This window comes from Gordonia tangerina, from assembly GCF_021556435.1.
Taxonomy (GTDB): domain Bacteria; phylum Actinomycetota; class Actinomycetes; order Mycobacteriales; family Mycobacteriaceae; genus Gordonia; species Gordonia tangerina.
On record NZ_JAKGCU010000019.1, the window covers coordinates 48258 to 69029 of the forward strand.

The following is a 20772-nucleotide window of genomic DNA, read 5'->3' on the forward strand; positions in this document are numbered from 1 at the left end:
CCGATGCTCGGAGGCCTGATCAGACGTCGACGATCAATGTGACCGGCCCGTCGTTGACCAGGGAGACCTCCATGTGCGCACCGAAGCGGCCGGTGGCGACCGTCGCGCCCAGCTCGCGCAGCGTGTCGACGACCGCATCGACGAGCGGTTCGGCCACCGACCCCGGCGCGGCCCCGTTCCACGACGGCCGTCGGCCCTTCGCGGTGTTCGCATACAGCGTGAACTGACTGATCACCAGGATCGGTGCGTCGAGGTCGGCGGCCGACGCCTGTGTGTCGTCTCCGTCGAGGATGCGCAGCCGCCAGATCTTGTCCGCCAGCGTGGCGGCGTGCGCGGATGTGTCGTCGTGGGTGACTCCGACAAGTGCGACGAGGCCGTGCCGGCCGTCGGAGAGATCGAGCTCGCCGACCGTTTTGTCATCGACGGCCACCGACGCCCGACTCACCCGTTGGATCACTGCACGCATGCGCACCAGCCTGCCACGAGGCCGGCACGGCCACCCGCGCCGGTCGTGCGGCGACAGTCGGGACCTTCTGCTCTGGTCGTCGTCGGGCTGCAGGGTGACGATGGTCACATGTCGAAGGTTCTCGTGGCATATGCCAGCAAGCATCACCCGACCGCCGAGATCGCCGAGGCGATCGCCGCCGAACTGCGCACCCGTGGCCTCGACGTCGACTGCGTCGAGGCGGCGCAGGCCGGTTGTGCGGGGTATCAGGCAGTGATCCTGGGCAGTGCGGTGTACACGGGTCGTTGGCGCAAACACGCTCGCGACTTCCTGGCCCACAACCACGACGTTCTGGCCACCATGCCGCTGTGGATCTTCAGTTCCGGACCGACCGGTGAGCATGCCGCCGAACAACTCGACGACGACTCGCGGTGGCTCGAACCGCACAAAGTCCTCGAACTCGCCGAGGCGGCCGGGATGCGCGGACACATGGTGTTCGCGGGCAAGGTCCCCGACGACCCGCGCGGCTTCATGGAGAAATCCGTCGCCCGCAACACCCCGCAGGCCTACCGGGACGCGCGGGACTGGGACGCCATCCGGCAGTGGGCCGACGAGATCGCCGACGAACTCAGCTCAACGCGTAGGTGACCGTCACCGAGAAGGTGAGGGTCTGCTCGCCCGGTTCGATCGGGACCGGAGCAGCCGCCACGGCCGAATCACGTTGCACCGAGGTCGGTTGCTGCTGACCGCTGGTCGATTCGGTGATCGTCTGGACTTTACCCAGCGAGTCGCCGGCCAGCGACGCGTACTGCTCGGCACGGGCGCGCGCATCGTCGAAGGCCGCTTCGCGCGCCTGTTTCATCAGTTCCGAGTCGTCGTCGATGGCGAAGGCGACGTTGCTGATTCGGGTGTTGTCGCCGCCGGCGGTGGCTGCCGCGGCGAGGACATCCGAAGCCGTTCCGATGTCGCGAATGGTGACCCGGATGGTGTTGGTCGCCTGATAGCCGGTGATCTCGCCCGAGGTGCCCGGCGCGGGGTTGGTGTAGCGCGGAGACAGATTCACCTGTTGGGTCTGGATGTCGTTGCGTTCGACCCCGGCCTCGACCACAGCGTCGGTGACCTTGCGGACCTGTGAACTCGACTCGTTGAGCGCGCTCGAGACGTCGGGGCCGGTTGCCTCGACACCGATGTCGGCGCGCAATGTGTCGGGCACACCGGTCACCTCACCGCTGCCGTTGACAGTCACCGTCCGCGGGTCGCCGCCGCTGCCACCACCATCGCCGCACGCCGTGAGGAACAGCAGCGCGACGACCCCGACGACGGCCGCGGCGGCCCGCACCGGGCGCGGCCGATTCACACCGACTCCTTCATCAACAGCCCGAGCATCCATCCGACGATCGAGATCACGATCGCCCCGAAGATCGCCGACCAGAAGAAACTGTCGACCTCGAGACCCCAGTGGGTGGTGTTGCGGGTGATCCAGGCGGTGATCTCCAGCATGAATGCGTTGATCACCACATGGATGAGGCCGAGCGTCAGGATGTAGAGCGGGATCGACAGAATCTGCACGATCGGTTTGATGAAGGCGTTGACGACACCGAAGATCAACGCCACGACCACGACGATGCCGAACTGTTGCCAACCCGTCGAACCCCCGACGAAGTCCAGGCCCGGCACGATCAGGGTCGCGATCCACAGGGCGAACCCGGTGAACGCCGAACGAATCAAGAAGGCGGACATGGCAGACAGTGTGCCAGGCCGGCCACATCATCCGCGCGGTTGCCACGCATCCGCGCATGTCTCGACAAGCGCGGATGCATGGCAGGTGCGCGGATGGCATGGACGGTCAAACATCCGGTGGTTCAGCCGATCTGCAGCGGGAAGAAGACCGTGTAGATCAACGTGATGACGAAGTTCACTCCGATGATCGCCACCGTCGAGACCACCACCGTGGCGTTGACACCGTCGGCCACGCCGCGTGGCCCGCCCTTCGCCTCGAGCCCGCGCTGACAACCGATGACCGCGATGATCACCCCGAAGATGGACGCCTTGACCATCGCGAGCAGCATGTCGCGCTGTGAGGCGAAGGAGCCGAACGACTGCCAGTAGCTGCCGGGCCCGACACCCTGCATGGTGACTGCGAGATAAAAGGCGGCGAGAACACCGACCACCACGATGAAGATCGCCAGGAGCGGTGCCACCACCGCGGCGGCGATCACCCGGGGTACCACCAGCCGTTGGATGGGGTCGACACCCATGGTGCGCATGGCGTCGATTTCCTCGCGGACCGTGCGCGCGCCGAGGTCGGCGGCAATCGCCGAGGCACCTGCCCCGCCGAGCAGAATCCCGGCGGCCAGCGGTGCGGCCTGCTGGATGACGGCGAATCCGGATGCGGCGCCCAATAGCGACTGAGCACCCAGCTGGTTGATGATGTTGCCGATCTGGATGGTCACGATCACGCCGAACGGGATGGCCATCAGGAAGGCCGGCAACGCGGTGACACTCACCAGATACCAGGCCATGACCACGGCCTCGCGGACCTTGAGCTGACCGCGGACGAGGTCGAGCGCCATCTGGAGCATCGCGACGATCGACAGCCGGAATGTGCGGCCGAGTGTCCGCACCGGGCCGAGCGCGTTGTCGGAGAAATTGGCGGAGAAGGCGTCGAGGGCGGGGCTGCGTGAGGCTCGGCTCATCGTCATCGCTCAGCCCCCAGGTGCCGGCGACGGGGCGGGAGCCGATTCCTGTGCGCCCGAATCCTGTGCGCCCGAATCCGGTGCTGCCTCACCCAATCCGCCGGGGATCGCGCCGGTCGGATCGCCGACCTCGGTGATCAGCCAGTCCTGCGATCGGTCCAGCGTCACGGTGTACACCGCGACGGCACTGCCGCCGTCGGGGGTTTGCACGCTCTTGGTGTCGACGTCGACGACGGCGTCGACGCGGAACATGTCGCCGTTGACCTCCTGGGTCTTGGCCAGTACCAGTTCGGCCGTGGTCTGCATCCGCAGTGGTGTGATGATCTGCTCCATGGCCTGTCCGATGACGTCGTATTTCCTCTGCAGTTCCGGGCTCACGCCGTCCTTCATCGCTGCGATCCAGGGGGTCAGATCCTGGTAGTCCAGGGTGGCGGCGGCCACGGCGTAGCGAGCGGCGACATCTTCGGCCTTCGCCGAATCCGCGGCCTCCGACGTCATGGCGTCGAGGTCGTTGCGTGCGGACACGTCCCGGTAGATGAACGTCCCGAGGGCGGCGACGAGCGCCACGATGAGCAGTGAGATGCCGAGCGTGCCGAGCGAGATGGACAGCTGGCGTTTGGCTTTACCGGCACGTGCCGGCGCGTGCTCGGCACTCGGCTTCGGGCCGGCGGGGGTGGGGCCGTCGGTGTGGACTTTCTCTTCGGTGCCGGCCTTTTCTACGGTGCCGGTGTTCTCGACGGTGTCGCCTGTCGTGGTCTCGGACGCCTCGCTGTCCGCCGGCTCGATGCGATCGGCGTCGGCGTCGTCGTGCTTGTCCTCGGTGGACGTGTTGTTCTCGGCCACAGCCGATCTCCTTCTGCTACGCGGGTATGTCTCGATGTCTCAGTTCGGCTGGGTGATCACCAGTCGCATGCCGTCGCCGGCACCGAACAGTTCCAGCGCACGTGCCAGCAGTTCGCTCATGTTGATCTGCGGCAGGGTCTGGTTGAGTGCGGTCACGATCGGCATCAGTGGGCCGACGGCATCCATCACCGGGGGAATCGTCTTCTCCAGGTAGGGGTTGAATTGCTCGAAGAACGGGTGCAGCGTGTTCATGATCGAATCGTGCAGATCGGTGCTGTTGACCAGGTGGGCGGTCGCGTGCAGTGCGCCCTGGAATTCGGTGACCACCTGATCGAGTCCGCGGGAGAACTGTGGGAGGGTATCGACGATCCACCCGAGATTTGCCGTGTAGATCTGGGTGTTGGAGAACATGCTGCGCAGCTGTTCGGACCGCGACAGCAACAGGGCCGCTACCAGCCGGGTGCCGTCACTGATGCGGCCCAGCGACGGCTCGGTTCCGTCGAGTGCCTCCGAGACCGTCTTCAGCACGCCAGCCATGGGGCCGGCGGCGATTGCGGTCGACATCGTCGAGATTTCATCGAAGATCCCGGGGATCGACTCGGGTTCGTCGATCTGCTCGGCCGAGATGACCGCTCCGTCGGGCAGTGCCGGACCGGCGTAGGTGCCCGAGGTGAAATTGATGTACGGCTCGCCCAGAGCCGACTGCAGACCGATCTCGACGGTGGAGTCGACAGGAATCTCTTGGTCGCTGTCGTAGTCGAGGATCAGCGTCGCCCCCTGCCGGGCGAGTTGGACCTCACGGACATCACCGATGCGTACCCCGCTCGCGAACACGCCGGTTCCGGACAGGATGAGCCCGGTGTTCGCCACGCTCATCTGGACGGTCTTCGGCTGCTCGAACGGCCGCCAGTCGTACGCCTGTGTCGCCAGATAGCCGCCGCCGAAGATCAGCACGACGACGAACGCAACGATGTTGAGGATCAGTTCTCGGATGGTCTGTGGATTCATCGGGTCATTCCCAACATGCGGAAGACGTTGGTGAGCTGGCCGGCGATCTCCCGGTCGGAAACGTTGTTCTCGATTGCCATGGACCGGATGTTCAGCCCCGGGGCGTTCTTGAAATACGGCACCAGCTTGTCGTTGAGGACGTCGACGAGCAGTTCCGCATTGGACACGTCGGAACCGGGCCATCCCGGGATGAGGATGGGCTTGACGACTGTGTTGATCAGTCGTGTCAGACCCGTGAGCACCGGCACCAGTGGCATCGCGGGACCGAGTGCCCGCGACAGCCGGGCCAGGACGACCACCAGGTAGGTGGTGTCGCTCATGGCGCGGAACTGGCCGGCACCTTCGGGGCTCAGAGCGAACTGCAGGGTGCCCTTCATACTCTTGAGCCGCTCGGTGAGCGCCGTGACGTTGCGCAGGATCGAGGTGATGTCCTGTGTGCTGTCGGCCCAGGTGTTCACGGTGTCGGTCAGCACGGCCTGGATCTTGCGGACCTCGGCGGGGTCCTGCGGGAACTGGTTGTTGACCGTGGTGAAGGTACTTCCCAGCTGCATGAGGTCGCCGCTGCCGAGGAAGTTCGACAGGCTCGCCATCAGCTGTTCGATCTGGACCGGCCGCTGGACCTGGGACTGGGGGAGCGTGCCCCCGGGGGGCAGAGCCGAGCTGATGGCGTCGGGCGGGTTGGTGATCGAGACGTAGGTGTCACCGAGAAGGGTGTCCTGCTTGAGTTCCAACGTGGCCTGCGCCGAGATCGCCTGCGACTCATCGACCAGCAGTCGGACGACCGTGTGACCGGTCGCGGGCTCGATAGCGGACACCACACCGGACGCGATGCCGTTGACCACGACCCGCGAACGCAGCGGCAGGTTGACGGCGGTCGGGACCTCCACGTTCATCATCCAGCCGGTGCGCACGGACTGGGGTGTGGGCAGTTCCTCCGGGGTGAAGTGGGTGTAGGCCGAACACCCCGTGACCAACCAGCCCGCCATCAGCGTCGCGATCAGTCGGAGTGTGGTGGTCCGACGCGGCATACGTGGCACGATTCTCATGGTTTGGCCCCGGTCATCATCAGGGCCATCGTGATGGCGTCGACCTGCATCCCGTCGGGATCGGTGACGGTGCACTGGCCCGGGACGAGGCGGTTGATGTTCGCGCATGTCAGCTCTGGATTCTTGGCGGGGATGCGGGTGGTCGGCGGTGTGTACCGGATGCGCAGGCCCAACGACTTCTGATCGAAGGAGATGTCGAAGGCCTTGATGAGGACCGGGACGATGCCGAGGATGTCGCCGAAGTTCCGCATGCCGGCGCCGATCACGCGCGCGACCGGCACCACGACGTCGAGCGCGGGCCAGACGAAGTGACCGTAGTGTGAGATGACGTTGGTCAGCAGGTTGATCGTCTCCGGGACGGCCGCGATGATGCGGACGACGTTGCCGACCGTCGGCAGGACCAGAGGTTGGATCACCCCGGTGATCTCGGTGATGAACTTCTCGAGGAAGTCCCAGTTGCCGGCGAGGCCGGTGGACATGGCGCTCACGCTGTCGACGATGCGTGCGGTGTCCACGAGCGCGCCGTCGATCGGACTGTTCGCGGGCATCGCGAGCTTCTTGATCAACGCGTTGAGCTCGGGTCCGGTGCCGGCGAGTTCGTCGTCGAGATTGCCGACGAATCCGAGCACGTTCTTCAGCTGATCGGGCCCGCCCGCGGTGGTGAGTTGTTTCGCGACGACCGAGATACTCTCCAGCGACTCCGAGATCGACACCGGCGTATTGGTCGACAGGCGCGGTATGCACGTGTCCGGGCTCAGCGTGTCGCCGTCGGTGTCGTCACCGATGAGAGCGAGTTGCCGGACGGCGATTACCGACGGCGCGACCGTCGCCGCCTTGACCTCGGCTGGGAGTCGCTGTGCACCGTCGGCGGTGAACCGCACTATCGCGGTGCCGGGACCGGGCTCCACCGACGTGATGGTGCCGACGGTGACACCGCGCTGGGTGACGTGGTTGCCGGGAAACAGCCCGATGGCGTCGTCGAACTCCGCGCAGTACTGCTGCTTGCCGGTAAGTCCGGAGCCGACGACGTAGAGGCCCGCCAGTGTCGCGACCACCACCGTGATCGAGATACCGGAGATCAGCCACTTCGAACCGAGGATCTTCACCAGCATCAGCACGCCACCCCCACCATCGGTACGCAGTAGTCCGACGACAGGACCAGGTTGCTCTGGTCGATCACGATGGAACCGTCCGGCGCCACCATGCCTTCCAGCCGCTTGATCAGGTCGCGGCCCTGCTCGATCAACGGCGTGTAGCGCTGGAGCGCCGGTCCGAAGTCGCGGCCGATCGCGTCGAGCTGATCGATCAAGGGTTGGATGTCGTCGTCATAGAGCAGGGCGAGACCGCGCAGTCGTTGCAGCAGCAGACCGGTGTGTTCGAGCACCACGTTCAGACGTGGTGCGAACACGGCGTACTCGGAGATGAAGCTGCTGAGGTTGCGGGCCATCTGGGTGATCACGTCGCCGTTGGCGTTGATCTGCTCGGCGTAGTCGGCCGCCAATCGCAGCATCGAGCCGAACTGATCCTGGTGCTGCTGCAGGTTGTCGAGCATCGAGCTGATCACGCCGATGTTCGTGCGCAGCGCGCCGGGGTTGGCGGTCAGCGCCTCATCGAAGTCGGCCATGGTCGTGCGCAGCGGGTTGGCATCGATCTTCGCCAGCTTGGGCTGGATTGTCTGGAAGGTCTGCATCAGGCTGTAGGGCACCGTGGTGCGCGCAGCCGGAATCGGCTCGTCACCCAGTGGTCGGTCGCCCGCGGTCGTCAGGTCGACGAAGGAGCCGCCGACGATGGTGAGCATCTTGACGTCGGCACGGGTCTGGTCGCCGAGGTATGTACCCCACCGCACGGCCATCTCGACGTCGACGTGGTCATCTGCGAGCTCGATGCTCTTGACCGTGCCGACCGGCACACCGGCGACCCGGACGCTGTTGCCGACTCGCATCTGTCCGGCCTCGTCGAACTGTGCGACGACCCGGTAATGGCCCGGGCTCAGCCAATAGACACCCATCGCGATCAGCGCGGCGACGAGGGTGACGGCCACACCGGCGATGCCCCACCGCAGTTCGGAGCGGCGGCGACCTCGATTGGACATCGGCTTGTGGTCGGTCATGCGGTTCACCAGACCGATGCCCCGGTCCCACAGTCCGCGGATCGCCGAACCGAGGCCCGACAGCTTGGGCATGGACGTGCCGTCCTCGCGGAGGGTGTCGTAGTTCATCGTTTGCACAAGGTCACCTGGCTTCCACGCAGAAACAGCTTCACGTCGGCAGGTATCTCGGCCGCGCCGGCCGAGCATGTTCGATCGACCTGTGCCGCGTCGGTCGCCGGCAGCACCGAGTTGATCGACTGCAGGATGCCGGGCGACAGCGAGAGCAGTCCGATGGCGGCCTCACCGATCGGCTTGATCTGGTTGAACAGGAAGTCGGCGTCGGGGGTGCGGTTGGGCTGCACGCCGAGCGCGGCCAGGAGGTAGTCGGCCTGTACCAGCAGGTCGCCCGTGTGGTTGGCGAGATCCTCCAGATCGGGGGTCCATTCGGCGAGCACGGTGCCGAAACGCGAGATGTAGCCGATGATCGGATCGATGTACTCGGCGCGACCGTCGACCGCGCCGGACAGCTCGGCGAGGTTGTCGACGAGTGTGTTGATCACCTCGGACCGGTTGTCGACCAGCCGCATCATGGATGTCAGCGAACTCACGAATTCGCTGAAACTCGAGCCGTCGCCCTCCACCACGGCCAACAGGCTCTCCGAGAAGTGGTTGATGTCTTCCGGGCTCATCGTCGCGAACACCGGTGCGAGACCGTGGAATACCGTCGTGACGTCGAACGACGGCGTCGTCGAGGCAGTGCCGATGATCTCGTCCTGTCCAACCGGGTCGCCGGGCTGCTCCGGGTCCTGCAGGTCCACGTAACGGATGCCCGTCAGGTTGAGGTAGCGGATGGCCAGGGTGCTGTTGGCATGAACCCGGGCATCGCCCGACAGCTCGAACTCGACCCGAGCGACACTCGTCGCGTCGCCGGGAGCGTGGTGCACCTCGATGGCCGTGACCTTGCCTATCCGTGCACCGCGCACCCGCACGTCGTTGCCCGCCTTGAGGCCGGCGGCATTGGTGAAGTCGGCGGTGTAGGTGCGGGTCACGTTCGACACCGGACGGTCGATCGCATTGTTGATGAACAAGCCCCCGGCAACGGTCATCACCGCGAAGACGATCAGGTACACCAGGGCGCGACGGAAGCTGGTCATCGGGGGCCCGCCGATCCACCGGTGGGCAGTTGCAACGCTGCCGCCAGACCCGGCGTCGACCTGAGCACGACGTCCACGTTGAGGACCGGGCCGTCGGGGGTGTCGGGCAGCGACCTGCGTAAACGTTCGATCAGGGTGGCGATCTGGATACCGTTGCGTCGGCTGTCCGGGAAGGTCTGCTGGACCCGACCGATGATCTCGGTGAGCACCGGCATCAGCGGCGCGGTCATCCCGAGCGCATCCGGACCGAGGAGGCGGGTGAGGTCGTCGACAAACGGACCGGCGGTGGCCGAGAGGCCCTTCTCGGAGGCCTCGAGGTATCCGGGTGCACGCGGCGCCTGCCAGTCCATGATCTGTTTGATCGGCGGCAACAGGTCGTCGACGGCGCCACGCACCTGTCCGATCAGATGCGTGTACTGCGGGAGGGTCTCGGCGGGGGTCACCACCTGGGTGTCGGCGATGTCGCTGGCGATCTGGCCGATGGCCCCGAATAGGGGCAGCAAACCGCCGGTGGCCTGGTTGGCGATGTCCAGGACGCCGCCGACGTACGGATCGAACGCCTCGTTCTGCAGGTCGCTCAGGTTGTGGAGCAGCGTGGTGAGGGTTGCGTCCTCGGGTTCCGGTGGGGAGAAGCTCGACCCGTCGTGCAACGGGGCGCCTCCGGGCTGTCCGTAGAGCACCACGGCGGCGATACCGAAGAGATTCTCCGGCGCGTAGCTGACCATCGCTGTGTCGGTGAGTATGTCGGTAGACGCGCCCATCCGCTCGGTGTCGAGATCGAGCGCGATCTCGTAGGTGTCCGGTGCCGGCGTGGTCACGTCAGCCACCCGGCCGACCTGTGAGCCGTTGAGGACCACCGACGCACCGCGCTGGATACCACCGGCCACCGATGACGTGGACATGGTGATCCGGATCGAGTCGCTCGGGATCGCCCGATCGATCACCACGACAGCGCCGACGAACACCACGGAGGCGGCCAGGAAGGCGAGTGCGCGTCGTCGGTAGGTCGCCGTGTCGGCGGACATCCCGGGAATACGGAATTCGGCCATCGGATCAGCCTCGGAAACTGAACGGAGAGTTGATACCCCAGAACGCCACGGTGAGGATCAGATCGAGGATCATGATCGACACCAGGCTGGCGCGGATGGCCCGACCGGAGGCGACCCCGACACCTTCCGGGCCGCCACTGGCGAAGAAGCCCTTATAGGAGTGGATGAGGGTCACGGCCACCACGAAGACGACGCATTTGATCGTCGCGAACACGAGGTCCGGAAAGTTCAGGAACTGGTCGAAATAGTGTTCGTAGGCTCCCACGGACTCATCGCGGAACCCGACGACCAATGAACTACTCAGGTAGCTGGCGACCAGTGCGACGAGGAAGGTCGGGATGGTGGTGAGGACGCCCGCGATGACGCGCGTGGTGACAACGAAGGCCATCGCATGCACGCCGATGACCTCGAGCGCGTCGATCTCCTCGCTGATCCGCATGGAACCGACCTCGGCGGTGATGCGGCATCCGGCCTGGATCGCGAAGGCCACCGCGGCGAGGATCGGCGCGAACTCGCGGGTGATCGCGAACGACGATGCGGCGCCGGAGACCGCGCCGAGTCCCACGAGGTCGAGGGTGCTGTGGGCGATCACCGCTACGGTCGCGCCGGCCGCGATGCCCAGAGCGGCCATGACCAGGGCTGTGCCACCTCCGACGATCACCGCGCCACGACCCCACGCGAGGTCGGTCACGGCGCGGACGGTTTGCCGCGGGTAGTGGACGAAGGTGGTGGGTATGTAGCGGATCGTGTAGTAGACGAAGGTGAGGAACTGGCCCACGTAGGCCAGGGACGTGTCCGCGCCATGGACCGCCCTGGCCACCGGTTTGGCCCACGGCGGAGCGTACGTCGATGGCGCGTTCATGAATTTCCCCCGAAATCCTTCGTTCCCCCGAGTCGTGTGCGACGACGAACCGAGCGCGTGTGCGTCCATCAGCCAACAGCTGGTGGCGTGTTTCAAGTCATATGTATCATATATGTGGTCAAGTGTCCCACATCACACCGAATTCGCGCTGTGGGGCCGCACACCTCATTGGCGCTGTAATGCCGCTGTATTGCCGCTGTGTCGGCGCGACTCGTCACAACCGCGCATCTGTCACGGTGCCGCGCATGTCGCGACGTGCGCGGCAGCGCGGGGAGTGCGCGGTTGTCTCAACTCCTGGCGGTTTGGTCTGAACTGCCAGTTCGCGTAACATTGAACGTCGGTGTGCTTCGCATGCCGGTATCCGCATGTCTTCGAGCCCACGGGCCGGCGAGGCGGTTCCGGCGGGTGTCAGCACCGATGGGGCCGGTCGGCGACGATCGGTGTCCACACACTAACGGATAAACACGGTTTCAACCGGGCTTCGTGTCATGGGATCGCATGGGCGATCTCCGCCGACCAGGAGCCAGGATCGCGGAGGACATGGCGAAAAAAGACGGGGCCATCGAGGTCGAGGGTCGAGTGATCGAACCCCTGCCCAATGCGATGTTTCGCATTGAGTTGGAGAACGGGCACAAGGTTCTTGCCCACATCAGCGGCAAGATGCGGCAGCACTACATCCGCATCCTGCCCGAGGACCGGGTCGTCGTGGAACTCTCGCCCTACGACCTCGGTCGTGGGCGCATCGTTTATCGGTACAAGTAGGACTTCCCCGGGTTTCCGGGAGAGGACAGGATCGGGTGCGGCTGGGTCGTGCCCGGACAAGTCAAGGAGAAGCGGACGTGAAGGTTCAGCCGAGCGTCAAGCCGATCTGCGAGAAGTGCAAGGTGATCCGCCGTAACGGGCGGGTCATGGTGATCTGCGACAACCTGCGTCACAAGCAGCGTCAGGGCTGATCATCGGCACCCCTCGGGGTCGCTTGAGAGTTACCGACCACAACTGAATATGCATCGAAGAGCTGAACATTCTTTGTGAAGCCCTCCCAGCACCAGTGTCGACATACGGGTCGGCGCCCACCCCCGGTTCAGAGGCCGGGGCCCCGCAGCATCAATCACCACACGAAGAGTCGGGGACGGACTGGGAGCAGACCTCTGAGAAGTAAAGGAAACGCCACATGGCACGTGTTGCTGGTGTGGATCTCCCCCGCGAGAAGCGGCTGGAGATCGCACTGACCTACATCTACGGAGTTGGTCGTACCACCTCCAAGGAGATCCTCGAGGGGACCGGGCTCTCTGCCGACCTCCGGGCGAAGGATCTCACCGACGCCGATGTCGCAAAGCTGCGTGAATACATCGAGAACTCGGTGAAGGTCGAAGGTGACCTGCGTCGCGAGGTGCAGGCCGACATCCGTCGCAAGATCGAGATCGGCTGCTACCAGGGTCTGCGTCACCGTCGTGGCCTGCCCGTCCGCGGACAGCGCACCAAGACCAATGCCCGTACTCGTAAGGGCCCGAAGAAGACCATCGCCGGGAAGAAGAAGTAATGCCACCCAAGTCACGTAGCGCAGGCCCCAAGAAGGGCACCCGCCGTCGCGATAAGAAGAACGTCCCGCACGGCCACGCACACATCAAGTCGACGTTCAACAACACCATCGTGTCGATCACCGAGCCCAACGGCGCCGTCATCAGCTGGGCGTCCTCGGGTCATGTCGGCTTCAAGGGCTCGCGCAAGAGCACCCCGTTCGCTGCTCAGCTCGCCGCGGAGAATGCTGCGCGCAAGGCCCAGGAGCATGGCGTCAAGAAGGTCGACGTGTTCGTCAAGGGACCGGGTTCGGGTCGCGAGACCGCCATCCGTTCCCTGCAGGCAGCCGGTCTCGAGGTCGGCACCATTTCCGATGTCACCCCGCAGCCACACAACGGTTGCCGTCCGCCCAAGCGGCGTCGGGTCTAGCGGGAAAGGGAGGAAGAGAAAACATGGCTCGTTATACCGGCCCCGCAACCAAGAAGTCCCGTCGTCTGCGCGTCGATCTCATCGGCGGAGACCAGGCGTTCGAGCGTCGCCCCTACCCGCCCGGCCAGCATGGCCGCTCGCGGATCAAGGAGAGCGAGTACCTGCTCCAGCTGCAGGAGAAGCAGAAGGCCCGATTCACCTACGGAGTGATGGAGAAGCAGTTCCGTCGCTACTACGAAGAGGCCAACCGTCGTACCGGCAAGACCGGTGACGAGCTGCTGAAGCTGCTCGAGACCCGCCTCGACAACGTCGTGTACCGCGCCGGCCTGGCCCGGACCCGTCGTCAGGCCCGCCAGATGGTTACCCACGGTCACTTCACCGTCAACGGTGTGCGCGTGGACGTGCCCAGCTACCGGGTCAGCCAGTACGACATCATCGACGTCCGGCCGAAGTCGCTGCAGACCGTCCCGTTCCAGATCGCCAAGGAGATCCAGGGCGACCGTCCGGTTCCGGGGTGGCTGCAGGTGGTTCCGTCGACGCTGCGCATTCTCGTGCACCAGGTGCCCGAGCGCGCTCAGATCGACGTGCCGCTCACCGAGCAGCTCATCGTCGAGTTCTACAGCAAGTAGTCAAGCCAGCAGCCACCTGGCTGTTCGGTTTCACCCTCGAGGCCTTCAAATAGCGGTAGGCCAAAGGAGAGAACACAGAAATGCTCATCTCACAGCGACCCACTCTGACCGAGGAGATCATCGCCGAGAACCGCTCGAAGTTCGTCATCGAGCCGCTCGAGCCGGGATTCGGCTACACCCTCGGCAACTCGCTGCGTCGTACCCTGCTCTCGTCGATCCCCGGAGCTGCGATCACCAGCATCCGCATCGACGGTGTCCTGCACGAGTTCACCACCGTCCCGGGTGTGAAGGAAGATGTCACCGACATCATCCTGAACCTCAAGGGCCTCGTGGTCAGCTCCGAAGAGGACGAGCCGGTCACCATGTACGTGCGCAAGCAGGGTCCGGGCACCGTCACCGGCGCCGACATCGTGCCTCCGGCCGGTGTCACCGTGCACAACCCTGACCTGCACATCGCCACCCTGAACGACAAGGGCAAGCTCGAGATCGAGCTCGTCGTCGAGCGGGGCCGCGGCTATGTGCCGGCCGTGCAGAACAAGGCGTCGGGTGCCGAGATCGGCCGGATTCCGGTCGACTCGATCTACTCGCCGGTGCTCAAGGTGACGTACAAGGTCGAGGCCACCCGTGTCGAGCAGCGCACCGACTTCGATCGGCTCGTGCTCGATGTGGAGACCAAGAACTCGATCACCGCTCGCGACGCGCTCGCTTCGGCGGGCAAGACCCTGGTCGAGCTGTTCGGGCTCGCCCGGGAGCTCAACGTCGAGGCGGAGGGCATCGAGATCGGGCCGTCGCCGGCCGAGGCCGACCACATCGCGTCGTTCAGCCTGCCGATCGAGGATCTCGAGCTGACCGTGCGGTCCTACAACTGCCTCAAGCGCGAGGGTGTGCACACCGTCGGCGAGCTGGTGGCCCGGACCGAGTCGGATCTGCTCGACATCCGCAACTTCGGCCAGAAGTCGATCGACGAGGTCAAGGTCAAGCTGCACGCGCTGGGTCTGTCGCTCAAGGACAGCCCGGCCAGCTTCGACCCGTCGCAGGTCGCCGGCTACGACCCGGCAACCGGTACGTGGACCGATGACGCATCGTTCGATGCCGACTCCGGTGAGGATTTCGCTGAAACCGAGCAGCTGTAAGGCGCTCGCCCCAAACCCTTCCGGTCGAGAGATCGTGAGTTTCTTCGAGGAGAAGAGAAATGCCCAAGCCCACCAAGGGTGCCCGCCTCGGCGGGTCGGCCAGCCACCAGAAGGCGATGTTGGCGAACCTCGCCACCTCGCTCTTCGAGCATGGCCGGATCACCACCACCGAAGCGAAGGCGAAGCGGCTGCGTCCGTACGCCGAGAAGCTGATCACCCACGCCAAGGCCGGCTCGCTGGCCAATCGGCGTGAGGTGATGAAGGACATCCGGGACAAGGATGTCGTGCACACGCTGTTCGCCGAGATCGGTCCGTTCTTCGCGGATCGTCCGGGCGGCTACACCCGCATCATCAAGACGCTGCCGCGCAAGGGCGACAACGCCCCGATGGCTGTGATCGAGTTGGTGCGTGAGTCGACCGCGTCGAGCGAGGCCAGCCGCGCGACCCGCGTCGCCGCCTCCAAGAAGGCCGCCGAGGAGAAGCTCAGCGAGACCGAAGAGGTCGTCGCGACCGAAGGCGACGTCGCCGACGTCACCGACGCCGAGAACCCGGTCGAGGCCGTCGAGGCCGACGCCGACGACGCGGCCGTCGAGAACGCCGAGGCCGTGGCCGAGGCCGTGGACGACGAGTCCTCCGCGGCGACCGCTCCCGATGCCGAGGCAGCGGGCGCGGACGTCGATGGCGACAAGAAGTAGTCGCTGAACTCAGCAGAGCGCGCAGAGCCCGCCGTCACCACATCCGGTGACGGCGGGCTCTGCCGTCTGCGCCTCGACATCTCCTACGACGGGACCGATTTCGCCGGGTGGGCATCGCAGGTTGGTCAACGGACCGTCTGCGGTGTGCTCGAGGAAACGCTTGGCACCATCCTGCGTGTGCCGGTGCGATTGACCGTCGCCGGTCGTACCGACGCCGGCGTACACGCGACCGGACAGGTCGCACACACCGACGTGCCGGAGGCCACGCTGGGCACCCGCTCGATTGCCGGCGACCCGTCGCGGTTGACGGGCAGACTGGCCAAGATGCTGCCCGATGATGTCCGTGTCCGTGTCGTCGAGCGGGTGAACAGGGATTTCGACGCGCGGTTCTCCGCGCTCCGACGCCATTACGTGTATCGGCTCACCGACGCGGTCTGGGGTGCGGAACCGATCATGGCCCGCACCACCGCGCACTGGCGTCGTCCGATCGACCTCGCGGCCATGAACGCGGCCGCCTCCACCCTGCTCGGGCTCAACGACTTCGCGGCGTTCTGCCGTCGTCGCGAGGGCGCCACCACCATCCGTGATTTGCAGCGTTTCGACTGGACCGCCGACGCCGACGGGGTGCTGGTGGCGCGGGTCAGCGCCGACGCATTCTGTTGGTCGATGGTGCGCTCGCTGGTCGGGGCTGTCGCCAGCGTCGGCGACGGACGACGCGATATCGACTGGTGTCGCGGACTATTGACCGAGCGGACCCGCAACAGCGCGATTCCGGTGGCGCAAGCGCGCGGACTGTGTCTGGTCGGCGTCGACTACCCCGCCGACGATGACCTCGCCGCACGCAACGAGGTCACCCGCGACATCCGCACCGCCGACGGTTGCTGCGGCGGCTGATCGTGGTCGGGACGGGCCCGGTCGGAGTCAGCGGCGGTTTCGGGTACGGCGGCGGGACACGGTCACGGTCGTAGCGGATATCCGTGCGTGTCGGTCACGCCGCCGGTGAGCATGATGATCCCGTCGACCAGTGCCCACAGACTCACCGCGAGGATCAGGAAGAACCCGATGAAGAAGAACAGGGTCACGAAGCCGACCAGCGTGAGCCCGAGTTGGATGCCGCCGGTCTGGTTGTCGCCGATGTAGAAGCGGCCGACCCCGAGGGTGCCGAAGAAGATCTGCAGTAACCCGGCGACCACCTTCGACTTCCCCGAGTACGGCAGTCCCGACATCGGATCGCGACCGTACGGTGCGTACGGGTCACCGCCCATCGGGGCGAAACCGTAGGGATTCGGCAGGTACGGATTCGGCGGATACGGATTCACCGGAGCCGGCCCCCAGGGCTGGTGCCCCGCTCCGGGCGCGCTGTGGGGCGCCGACGGTGGCTGTCCGCCGGCCGGCGGAAAGCCGTACTGTCCGTGCGGATCACCGGAGGGGTATCCGTACGGATCGTGGTACGGGTCGTTCGGCGGCTGTCCCGGGTGGCTCACCGTCACATCATCGCACGGGCATTGGCGTGGTCGGGCGCGGATGTAGTGGTCGTTCAGGTGGCGCTGCGTTCGTCCTCGATCGCCTCGAGCACCGCCTCCACCGTCTCCTCGTCACCGGCGAACTCGCCGAGTCGCTGGCCCTCGGACATCAGATGACGCCAGTTCGCCGGATCGAACACTACGGCCTCGTTGCGGTCGATGAAGTCGATGATGGTTTTCGTGAAGCGGTCCGGATCGGCATGGAATGGGAAGTGTCCACAACCGGTGAAGGTCTCGAACTCCGAATGCGGAATCGCGGCATGTGCCAGCCGGGCGTGGTGGTAGGGGATGACGGTGTCCTCGTCGCCCCAGATCAACAACACCGGAAGACGTTCGGTGAGATAGCACCGGTCCAGCATGGTCACGACCTGACCACGCCAGTCGACCACTGCGCGCAGCGTGCGCAGGAACGCAGACGACGCGGTGGCGTCGGCGAGGTCACCCAGCACGCGCACCAGGTCCTCGTGGTCGTTGAGCAGACGCCGCGGAGATGCGGCGGCCGGCATACCGGGGATGTGCGGTGCCGCGGCCAGGGTGCGGGCGGCCAGTCGCAACGAGGGAACCACTCCGGGCACCCGCAGCAGGGTGAGGATCTCGTGCGCAATCGGCATCGACACCAGCCGAAGTGCGGGATTGACCTCCCGCGTGACGCCGCCGGCCGCAACCAGGACCAGACGCTCCACGAAACGTGGGAACTGGTAGCAGAATTGCATGGCGACGCCTCCGCCGAGGGAGTGGCCGACCACCGTGACCTTCGAGATGCCGAGCACCACAAGGAGATCGCGCATGCCGTTGGCGAACGCCGGCACCGAATAGTCGGCGCGGGGCTTCTCCGACCGTCCGTGGCCGAGGAGGTCCGGCGCGATGACGGTGTAATGCTGGGCGAGCGTGGGGATCACCGAGTCCCAGGTCGACGAGTTGTCGCCGATGCCGTGGATGAGCAGCAGCGCCGGTCCGCTGCCGGCGATGCGGTAGGCCCGCCGGTACCCGTGGATGGTGTGATACTCGATGCGGATCTCGGTATCGGTTACCGGCCGCAGGGCGTGGCTCTTGCCGTTGCGGCCGTGGGTTCGGCTCCGAGACCCCGCCGCCGGCGGGGGTGTGGCTCCGGACACGGTGACTCCTTGGTGATCACATCTGCGTGATGGCTGCGGGCGCCGTGCGAGTACGCGGAACCGGTCGGCCCGGCGGCGTTCGTCGGCGTGCTTACCCATGAGTAAACCGCAGTTTGGCACATTTCGCCCGGCATGTTGCATCGAGTTAACTTCGTCCGTCGACGCTGGGGGGCGGCGCCGCTGCGGCGCCGCACGCGGCCGGGCTCTCGCCCACGTCATTAGGCTTGAGGTGATGAATCCGTTCGACGTCGACACCTTCCTCGCCACGGGCGGCCTGATCGGGTTGTGTCTGCTGGTCTTCGTCGAGACCGGGTTGCTGATCGGGTTCGTGTTCCCGGGCGACTCGGTGCTGTTCACCGCCGGCGTGTTTGCCGCGCAACCGGATCCGTTCGCGCCGCTGTGGTTGTTGTGCATCGCCGTGCCCGCCGCAGCCATCATCGGTGACCAGGTCGGTTACGCCATCGGCCGACGGCTGGGCTCCAGTGTCGTGGAGAGCCGGCTGATGCGGTTGGTGGGTCCCGAACCGCTCGCCAAGACACACCGGTACTTCGAACGGTTCGGTGCGCTGACGGTGTTCTTCGCCCGGTTCATCGGGATCGTGCGCACCCTGACGCCGCTGGTGGCCGGGTTCACCGGGATGTCGTACCGGATCTTCACACTGTTCAGCGTTCTCGGCAGTTTCGCGTGGGCGGCGGGCATCATCACGCTCGGATACTTCCTCGGTCAGGTTTCGATCATCCGCGACCACCTCGACGTCTTCATCATCGCCTCGGTGCTCACCGTGGTGGTGCCGACCGCCCTGCATCTCGCGCGGCGTTGGCGCAACGGGCGCCGAACGTCGCAGGACGGGGCTGCCGAACCCGTGCCAGAAGAGCCGGATCCCGAGCCCGCCGCCGAGAAACCGACGTCGTAGGTCCGCCAACCGGCTACTGGTAGAACGGCTCGTCGCGGTCGGTGGGCACCGATGAGAAGTCATCGGCGATCGTGGCGGCGAGTTCGGCGAAGGCGCGTCGGGTCTGTTTACTGACCAGGTCGAGATCCACGTCGGCGCCTTCGGAGAGATGATCGTCGAACGGGACCTTGTGCACCGCTCGACATCGGGTCAGGAAGTGCTGGCCCAGCTGATCGGTGTCGATCGTCGAGGCGCCCGGGCGCGATGAACTCAACACGACCACCGCGCGCGACACCAGATGGGCGTAGCCGTGGGCGGCCAGCCAGTCGAGCGTCGCCCCGGCACTGCGTGCGCCGTCCATCGCCGGCGAGCTGACCAGGATGATGGCGTCGGCGAGGTCGAGCACCCCGCCCATCGCGGAGTGGCTCAATCCGGTGCCGCAGTCGGTGATGATGATGTTGTAGAAGCGTTGCAGGATGCGCATCACCCCGCGGTATTCCTCTTCGCTGAAGGCCTCGGCCATCGCCGGGTCCCGCTCGGAGGCGAGTACTTCGAGACGGCTCGGCGACTGAGATGTATGCGCCCGCACATCCGAGTACCGGTAGACGTTGGTATCGGCGAGCAGGTCGCGCACCGTGGAGCGGGTCTGTTGGGGCACGCGTTGCGCCAGGGTGCCGAGGTCGGGATTGGCGTCCACGGCGATGACCCGGTCACCGCGCAGCGACGCGAAGGTGGAACCCAGGCCGACGGTGGTGGTGGTCTTGCCGACGCCGCCCTTCAGCGACAGCACAGCGATCCGGTAGTCGCCGCGGACCGGCCGATTGACGCGTTCCAGCAGCCGCTTGTACTCGACGTCGGCCGACGACTCACCCGGATTGATCGTTCCGGCGGAGATGGTGTGCACGGCGCGCCGCCACCCTCGGCTCGGTGGTCGCCGGGCCTTGCGGATGAGGGCGACCTCATCGAGCGCCGGGCCCGACTGCGGGTCGGCGTATCCGGGCGGTCCCATCGGGTAGCCGCCGTACGGTCCGCCCGGGTTCATCGGCGGCTGACCGGGCGGCGGTCCGGCCGGTGGCTGTGGGGGTGGACCCACGGGTGCGGGCGCGTCCGGCCAGGGCGGGGCACCGAAGGAGTTCGGTGGGCCCTGCGGCGCGGCGGCGGAATTCGGGGAATGCGGCGCGTGCGGAGGCTGTAGGCCGGACGGCGGCTGTGGGCCGGACGGCGGCGGCGGGCCGGCCGTAGGCATGGGACCGCGAGGGCCCGGTGGGTCGGTCGCGGGCATCGGGCCGGCCGAAGGCGTGTGCTGGGCTGGTGGCGCACCGGGCGGTTGCGCAGCTCCGTTCGGCGGGGTGGTGCCAGGCGGAGGAGGCGTGGTCGGCGGCAACGGGGCGCCGTGTCCAGGCGCGCCGGCGGCGGCAGCCGTACCGTTGTGCTGCCGGTCCGGCGGTACATCGGGCTGACGATGCGCGCTTTCGGGACTCGGGGCCGGTGCGGGCGCCTCGGTCGGCTCCGGCTCGGCGAACTGGAGCCATGGAGGGGGCGCCGGCACACCGGAATTGTCCAAACTTCCGGAGTCGTCGTACGTCATGTGAGAAAAGGTCCCCCTGTAGGTGGTCGATGGTGGCAATTCCATCGCGCGTTGACGA

The 20772-nt window shown here is 66.1% G+C and carries 25 protein-coding genes; 10 read left to right on the plus strand and 15 right to left on the minus strand.

What is annotated here, in order from left to right; all coding sequences use genetic code 11:
- Positions 1-19: 19 nt before the first annotated feature.
- Entirely contained in the window at positions 20-466 is a 447-nt protein-coding gene (gene dtd, locus L1892_RS17870; RefSeq protein WP_235724992.1) for a D-aminoacyl-tRNA deacylase, read from the minus strand.
- Between the two features lie 108 nt (positions 467-574).
- Between dtd and L1892_RS17875 the strand changes: the two genes are divergently transcribed.
- Positions 575-1093 (plus strand): flavodoxin domain-containing protein, encoded by a 519-nt coding sequence (locus L1892_RS17875; protein ID WP_235724993.1) that lies wholly within the window; start codon positions 575-577, stop codon positions 1091-1093.
- Here L1892_RS17875 and L1892_RS17880 read toward each other — a convergent pair.
- From L1892_RS17880 to L1892_RS17930, 11 genes are all read right to left on the minus strand, one after another.
- Positions 1074-1802, minus strand: coding sequence for an SIMPL domain-containing protein (locus L1892_RS17880; RefSeq protein WP_235724994.1), 729 nt, complete (start codon positions 1800-1802; stop codon positions 1074-1076). The two genes, L1892_RS17875 and L1892_RS17880, sit on opposite strands and share 20 nt — an antisense overlap.
- Entirely contained in the window at positions 1799-2185 is a 387-nt protein-coding gene (locus tag L1892_RS17885; protein WP_235724995.1) for a phage holin family protein, read from the minus strand. The genes L1892_RS17880 and L1892_RS17885 overlap by 4 nt, the downstream gene beginning before the upstream one ends.
- Before the next feature lie 122 nt (positions 2186-2307).
- Positions 2308-3147, minus strand: a complete 840-nt coding sequence (locus L1892_RS17890) for an ABC transporter permease (protein WP_372475197.1) — start codon at positions 3145-3147, stop codon at positions 2308-2310.
- A gap of 3 nt (positions 3148-3150) precedes the next feature.
- On the minus strand, positions 3151-3984 hold the full coding sequence (locus L1892_RS17895) for a hypothetical protein (RefSeq protein ID WP_235724997.1): 834 nt from the start codon (positions 3982-3984) through the stop codon (positions 3151-3153).
- 39 nt (positions 3985-4023) lie between these two features.
- A complete protein-coding gene (locus L1892_RS17900; RefSeq protein WP_235724998.1) occupies positions 4024-4992 on the minus strand; it encodes an MlaD family protein in 969 nt (322 codons plus the stop codon).
- Entirely contained in the window at positions 4989-6020 is a 1032-nt protein-coding gene (locus L1892_RS17905) for an MlaD family protein (RefSeq protein WP_235725043.1), read from the minus strand. Before L1892_RS17905 ends, L1892_RS17900 begins: the two co-directional genes overlap by 4 nt.
- A 14-nt stretch (positions 6021-6034) precedes the next feature.
- Positions 6035-7150, minus strand: a complete 1116-nt coding sequence (locus tag L1892_RS17910) for an MlaD family protein (RefSeq protein ID WP_235724999.1) — start codon at positions 7148-7150, stop codon at positions 6035-6037.
- Positions 7150-8256 (minus strand): MCE family protein, encoded by a 1107-nt coding sequence (locus tag L1892_RS17915; RefSeq protein WP_235725000.1) that lies wholly within the window; start codon positions 8254-8256, stop codon positions 7150-7152. The genes L1892_RS17910 and L1892_RS17915 overlap by 1 nt, the downstream gene beginning before the upstream one ends.
- Complete coding sequence (locus tag L1892_RS17920) at positions 8253-9281, minus strand: MlaD family protein (protein WP_235725002.1); 1029 nt, start codon at positions 9279-9281, stop codon at positions 8253-8255. Before L1892_RS17920 ends, L1892_RS17915 begins: the two co-directional genes overlap by 4 nt.
- A complete protein-coding gene (locus L1892_RS17925; RefSeq protein WP_235725004.1) occupies positions 9278-10330 on the minus strand; it encodes an MlaD family protein in 1053 nt (350 codons plus the stop codon). Before L1892_RS17925 ends, L1892_RS17920 begins: the two co-directional genes overlap by 4 nt.
- A gap of 4 nt (positions 10331-10334) precedes the next feature.
- Positions 10335-11192, minus strand: coding sequence for an ABC transporter permease (locus L1892_RS17930; RefSeq protein ID WP_235725005.1), 858 nt, complete (start codon positions 11190-11192; stop codon positions 10335-10337).
- Positions 11193-11732: 540 nt separating this feature from the next.
- Between L1892_RS17930 and infA the strand changes: the two genes are divergently transcribed.
- From infA to truA, 8 genes are all read left to right on the plus strand, one after another.
- On the plus strand, positions 11733-11954 hold the full coding sequence (gene infA, locus L1892_RS17935; RefSeq protein ID WP_005170487.1) for a translation initiation factor IF-1: 222 nt from the start codon (positions 11733-11735) through the stop codon (positions 11952-11954).
- Positions 11955-12031: 77 nt separating this feature from the next.
- On the plus strand, positions 12032-12145 hold the full coding sequence (rpmJ, locus tag L1892_RS17940) for a 50S ribosomal protein L36 (RefSeq protein WP_040515091.1): 114 nt from the start codon (positions 12032-12034) through the stop codon (positions 12143-12145).
- Between the two features lie 218 nt (positions 12146-12363).
- Complete coding sequence (gene rpsM / locus L1892_RS17945) at positions 12364-12732, plus strand: 30S ribosomal protein S13 (RefSeq protein ID WP_235725006.1); 369 nt, start codon at positions 12364-12366, stop codon at positions 12730-12732.
- Positions 12732-13139 (plus strand): 30S ribosomal protein S11, encoded by a 408-nt coding sequence (gene rpsK / locus L1892_RS17950; protein ID WP_160900678.1) that lies wholly within the window; start codon positions 12732-12734, stop codon positions 13137-13139. The genes rpsM and rpsK overlap by 1 nt, the downstream gene beginning before the upstream one ends.
- Before the next feature lie 23 nt (positions 13140-13162).
- Positions 13163-13768, plus strand: a complete 606-nt coding sequence (gene rpsD, locus L1892_RS17955; RefSeq protein ID WP_235725008.1) for a 30S ribosomal protein S4 — start codon at positions 13163-13165, stop codon at positions 13766-13768.
- Between the two features lie 80 nt (positions 13769-13848).
- Complete coding sequence (locus L1892_RS17960; protein ID WP_235725009.1) at positions 13849-14901, plus strand: DNA-directed RNA polymerase subunit alpha; 1053 nt, start codon at positions 13849-13851, stop codon at positions 14899-14901.
- Between the two features lie 59 nt (positions 14902-14960).
- The gene (rplQ, locus tag L1892_RS17965) at positions 14961-15596 is read left to right on the plus strand and encodes a 50S ribosomal protein L17 (RefSeq protein WP_235725010.1); all 636 of its coding nucleotides are present in this window, start codon (positions 14961-14963) and stop codon (positions 15594-15596) included.
- Between the two features lie 66 nt (positions 15597-15662).
- Positions 15663-16490: a tRNA pseudouridine(38-40) synthase TruA gene (truA, locus tag L1892_RS17970; protein ID WP_235725044.1), complete on the plus strand. Its 828-nt coding sequence runs from the start codon at positions 15663-15665 to the stop codon at positions 16488-16490.
- A 62-nt stretch (positions 16491-16552) separates the two neighbouring features.
- On the opposite strand, the gene L1892_RS24935 is transcribed toward truA, so the two are convergent.
- Both L1892_RS24935 and L1892_RS17980 read right to left on the minus strand, forming a co-directional pair.
- Positions 16553-17080 carry a TM2 domain-containing protein gene (locus L1892_RS24935; RefSeq protein ID WP_235725011.1) on the minus strand — a complete coding sequence of 176 codons (528 nt, stop codon included), beginning with the start codon at positions 17078-17080 and terminating at the stop codon, positions 16553-16555.
- Positions 17081-17133: 53 nt separating this feature from the next.
- Entirely contained in the window at positions 17134-18234 is a 1101-nt protein-coding gene (locus tag L1892_RS17980) for an alpha/beta fold hydrolase (RefSeq protein ID WP_372475199.1), read from the minus strand.
- A 232-nt stretch (positions 18235-18466) separates the two neighbouring features.
- On the opposite strand from L1892_RS17980, the gene L1892_RS17985 reads away from it, so the two are divergent.
- Positions 18467-19147, plus strand: a complete 681-nt coding sequence (locus L1892_RS17985) for a DedA family protein (RefSeq protein WP_235725012.1) — start codon at positions 18467-18469, stop codon at positions 19145-19147.
- Between the two features lie 13 nt (positions 19148-19160).
- On the opposite strand, the gene L1892_RS17990 is transcribed toward L1892_RS17985, so the two are convergent.
- A complete protein-coding gene (locus tag L1892_RS17990; RefSeq protein WP_235725013.1) occupies positions 19161-20714 on the minus strand; it encodes a MinD/ParA family ATP-binding protein in 1554 nt (517 codons plus the stop codon).
- Between the last annotated feature and the right edge of the window lie 58 nt (positions 20715-20772).

Coding starts and splice junctions, on each gene's coding strand:
- L1892_RS17985 (WP_235725012.1), top strand. CDS start 18,467: ATGAATCCGTTCGACGTCGACACCTTCCTCGCCACGGGCGGCCTGATC.
- dtd (WP_235724992.1), bottom strand. CDS start 466: ATGCGTGCAGTGATCCAACGGGTGAGTCGGGCGTCGGTGGCCGTCGAT.
- L1892_RS17910 (WP_235724999.1), bottom strand. CDS start 7,150: ATGCTGGTGAAGATCCTCGGTTCGAAGTGGCTGATCTCCGGTATCTCG.
- L1892_RS17925 (WP_235725004.1), bottom strand. CDS start 10,330: ATGGCCGAATTCCGTATTCCCGGGATGTCCGCCGACACGGCGACCTAC.
- L1892_RS17915 (WP_235725000.1), bottom strand. CDS start 8,256: ATGAACTACGACACCCTCCGCGAGGACGGCACGTCCATGCCCAAGCTG.
- L1892_RS17920 (WP_235725002.1), bottom strand. CDS start 9,281: ATGACCAGCTTCCGTCGCGCCCTGGTGTACCTGATCGTCTTCGCGGTG.
- infA (WP_005170487.1), top strand. CDS start 11,733: ATGGCGAAAAAAGACGGGGCCATCGAGGTCGAGGGTCGAGTGATCGAA.
- rpsM (WP_235725006.1), top strand. CDS start 12,364: ATGGCACGTGTTGCTGGTGTGGATCTCCCCCGCGAGAAGCGGCTGGAG.
- L1892_RS17960 (WP_235725009.1), top strand. CDS start 13,849: ATGCTCATCTCACAGCGACCCACTCTGACCGAGGAGATCATCGCCGAG.
- L1892_RS17900 (WP_235724998.1), bottom strand. CDS start 4,992: ATGAATCCACAGACCATCCGAGAACTGATCCTCAACATCGTTGCGTTC.
- rplQ (WP_235725010.1), top strand. CDS start 14,961: ATGCCCAAGCCCACCAAGGGTGCCCGCCTCGGCGGGTCGGCCAGCCAC.
- L1892_RS17890 (WP_372475197.1), bottom strand. CDS start 3,147: ATGACGATGAGCCGAGCCTCACGCAGCCCCGCCCTCGACGCCTTCTCC.
- rpsD (WP_235725008.1), top strand. CDS start 13,163: ATGGCTCGTTATACCGGCCCCGCAACCAAGAAGTCCCGTCGTCTGCGC.
- L1892_RS17885 (WP_235724995.1), bottom strand. CDS start 2,185: ATGTCCGCCTTCTTGATTCGTTCGGCGTTCACCGGGTTCGCCCTGTGG.
- L1892_RS17930 (WP_235725005.1), bottom strand. CDS start 11,192: ATGAACGCGCCATCGACGTACGCTCCGCCGTGGGCCAAACCGGTGGCC.
- L1892_RS17905 (WP_235725043.1), bottom strand. CDS start 6,020: ATGCCGCGTCGGACCACCACACTCCGACTGATCGCGACGCTGATGGCG.
- L1892_RS17990 (WP_235725013.1), bottom strand. CDS start 20,714: ATGACGTACGACGACTCCGGAAGTTTGGACAATTCCGGTGTGCCGGCG.
- L1892_RS17875 (WP_235724993.1), top strand. CDS start 575: ATGTCGAAGGTTCTCGTGGCATATGCCAGCAAGCATCACCCGACCGCC.
- rpsK (WP_160900678.1), top strand. CDS start 12,732: ATGCCACCCAAGTCACGTAGCGCAGGCCCCAAGAAGGGCACCCGCCGT.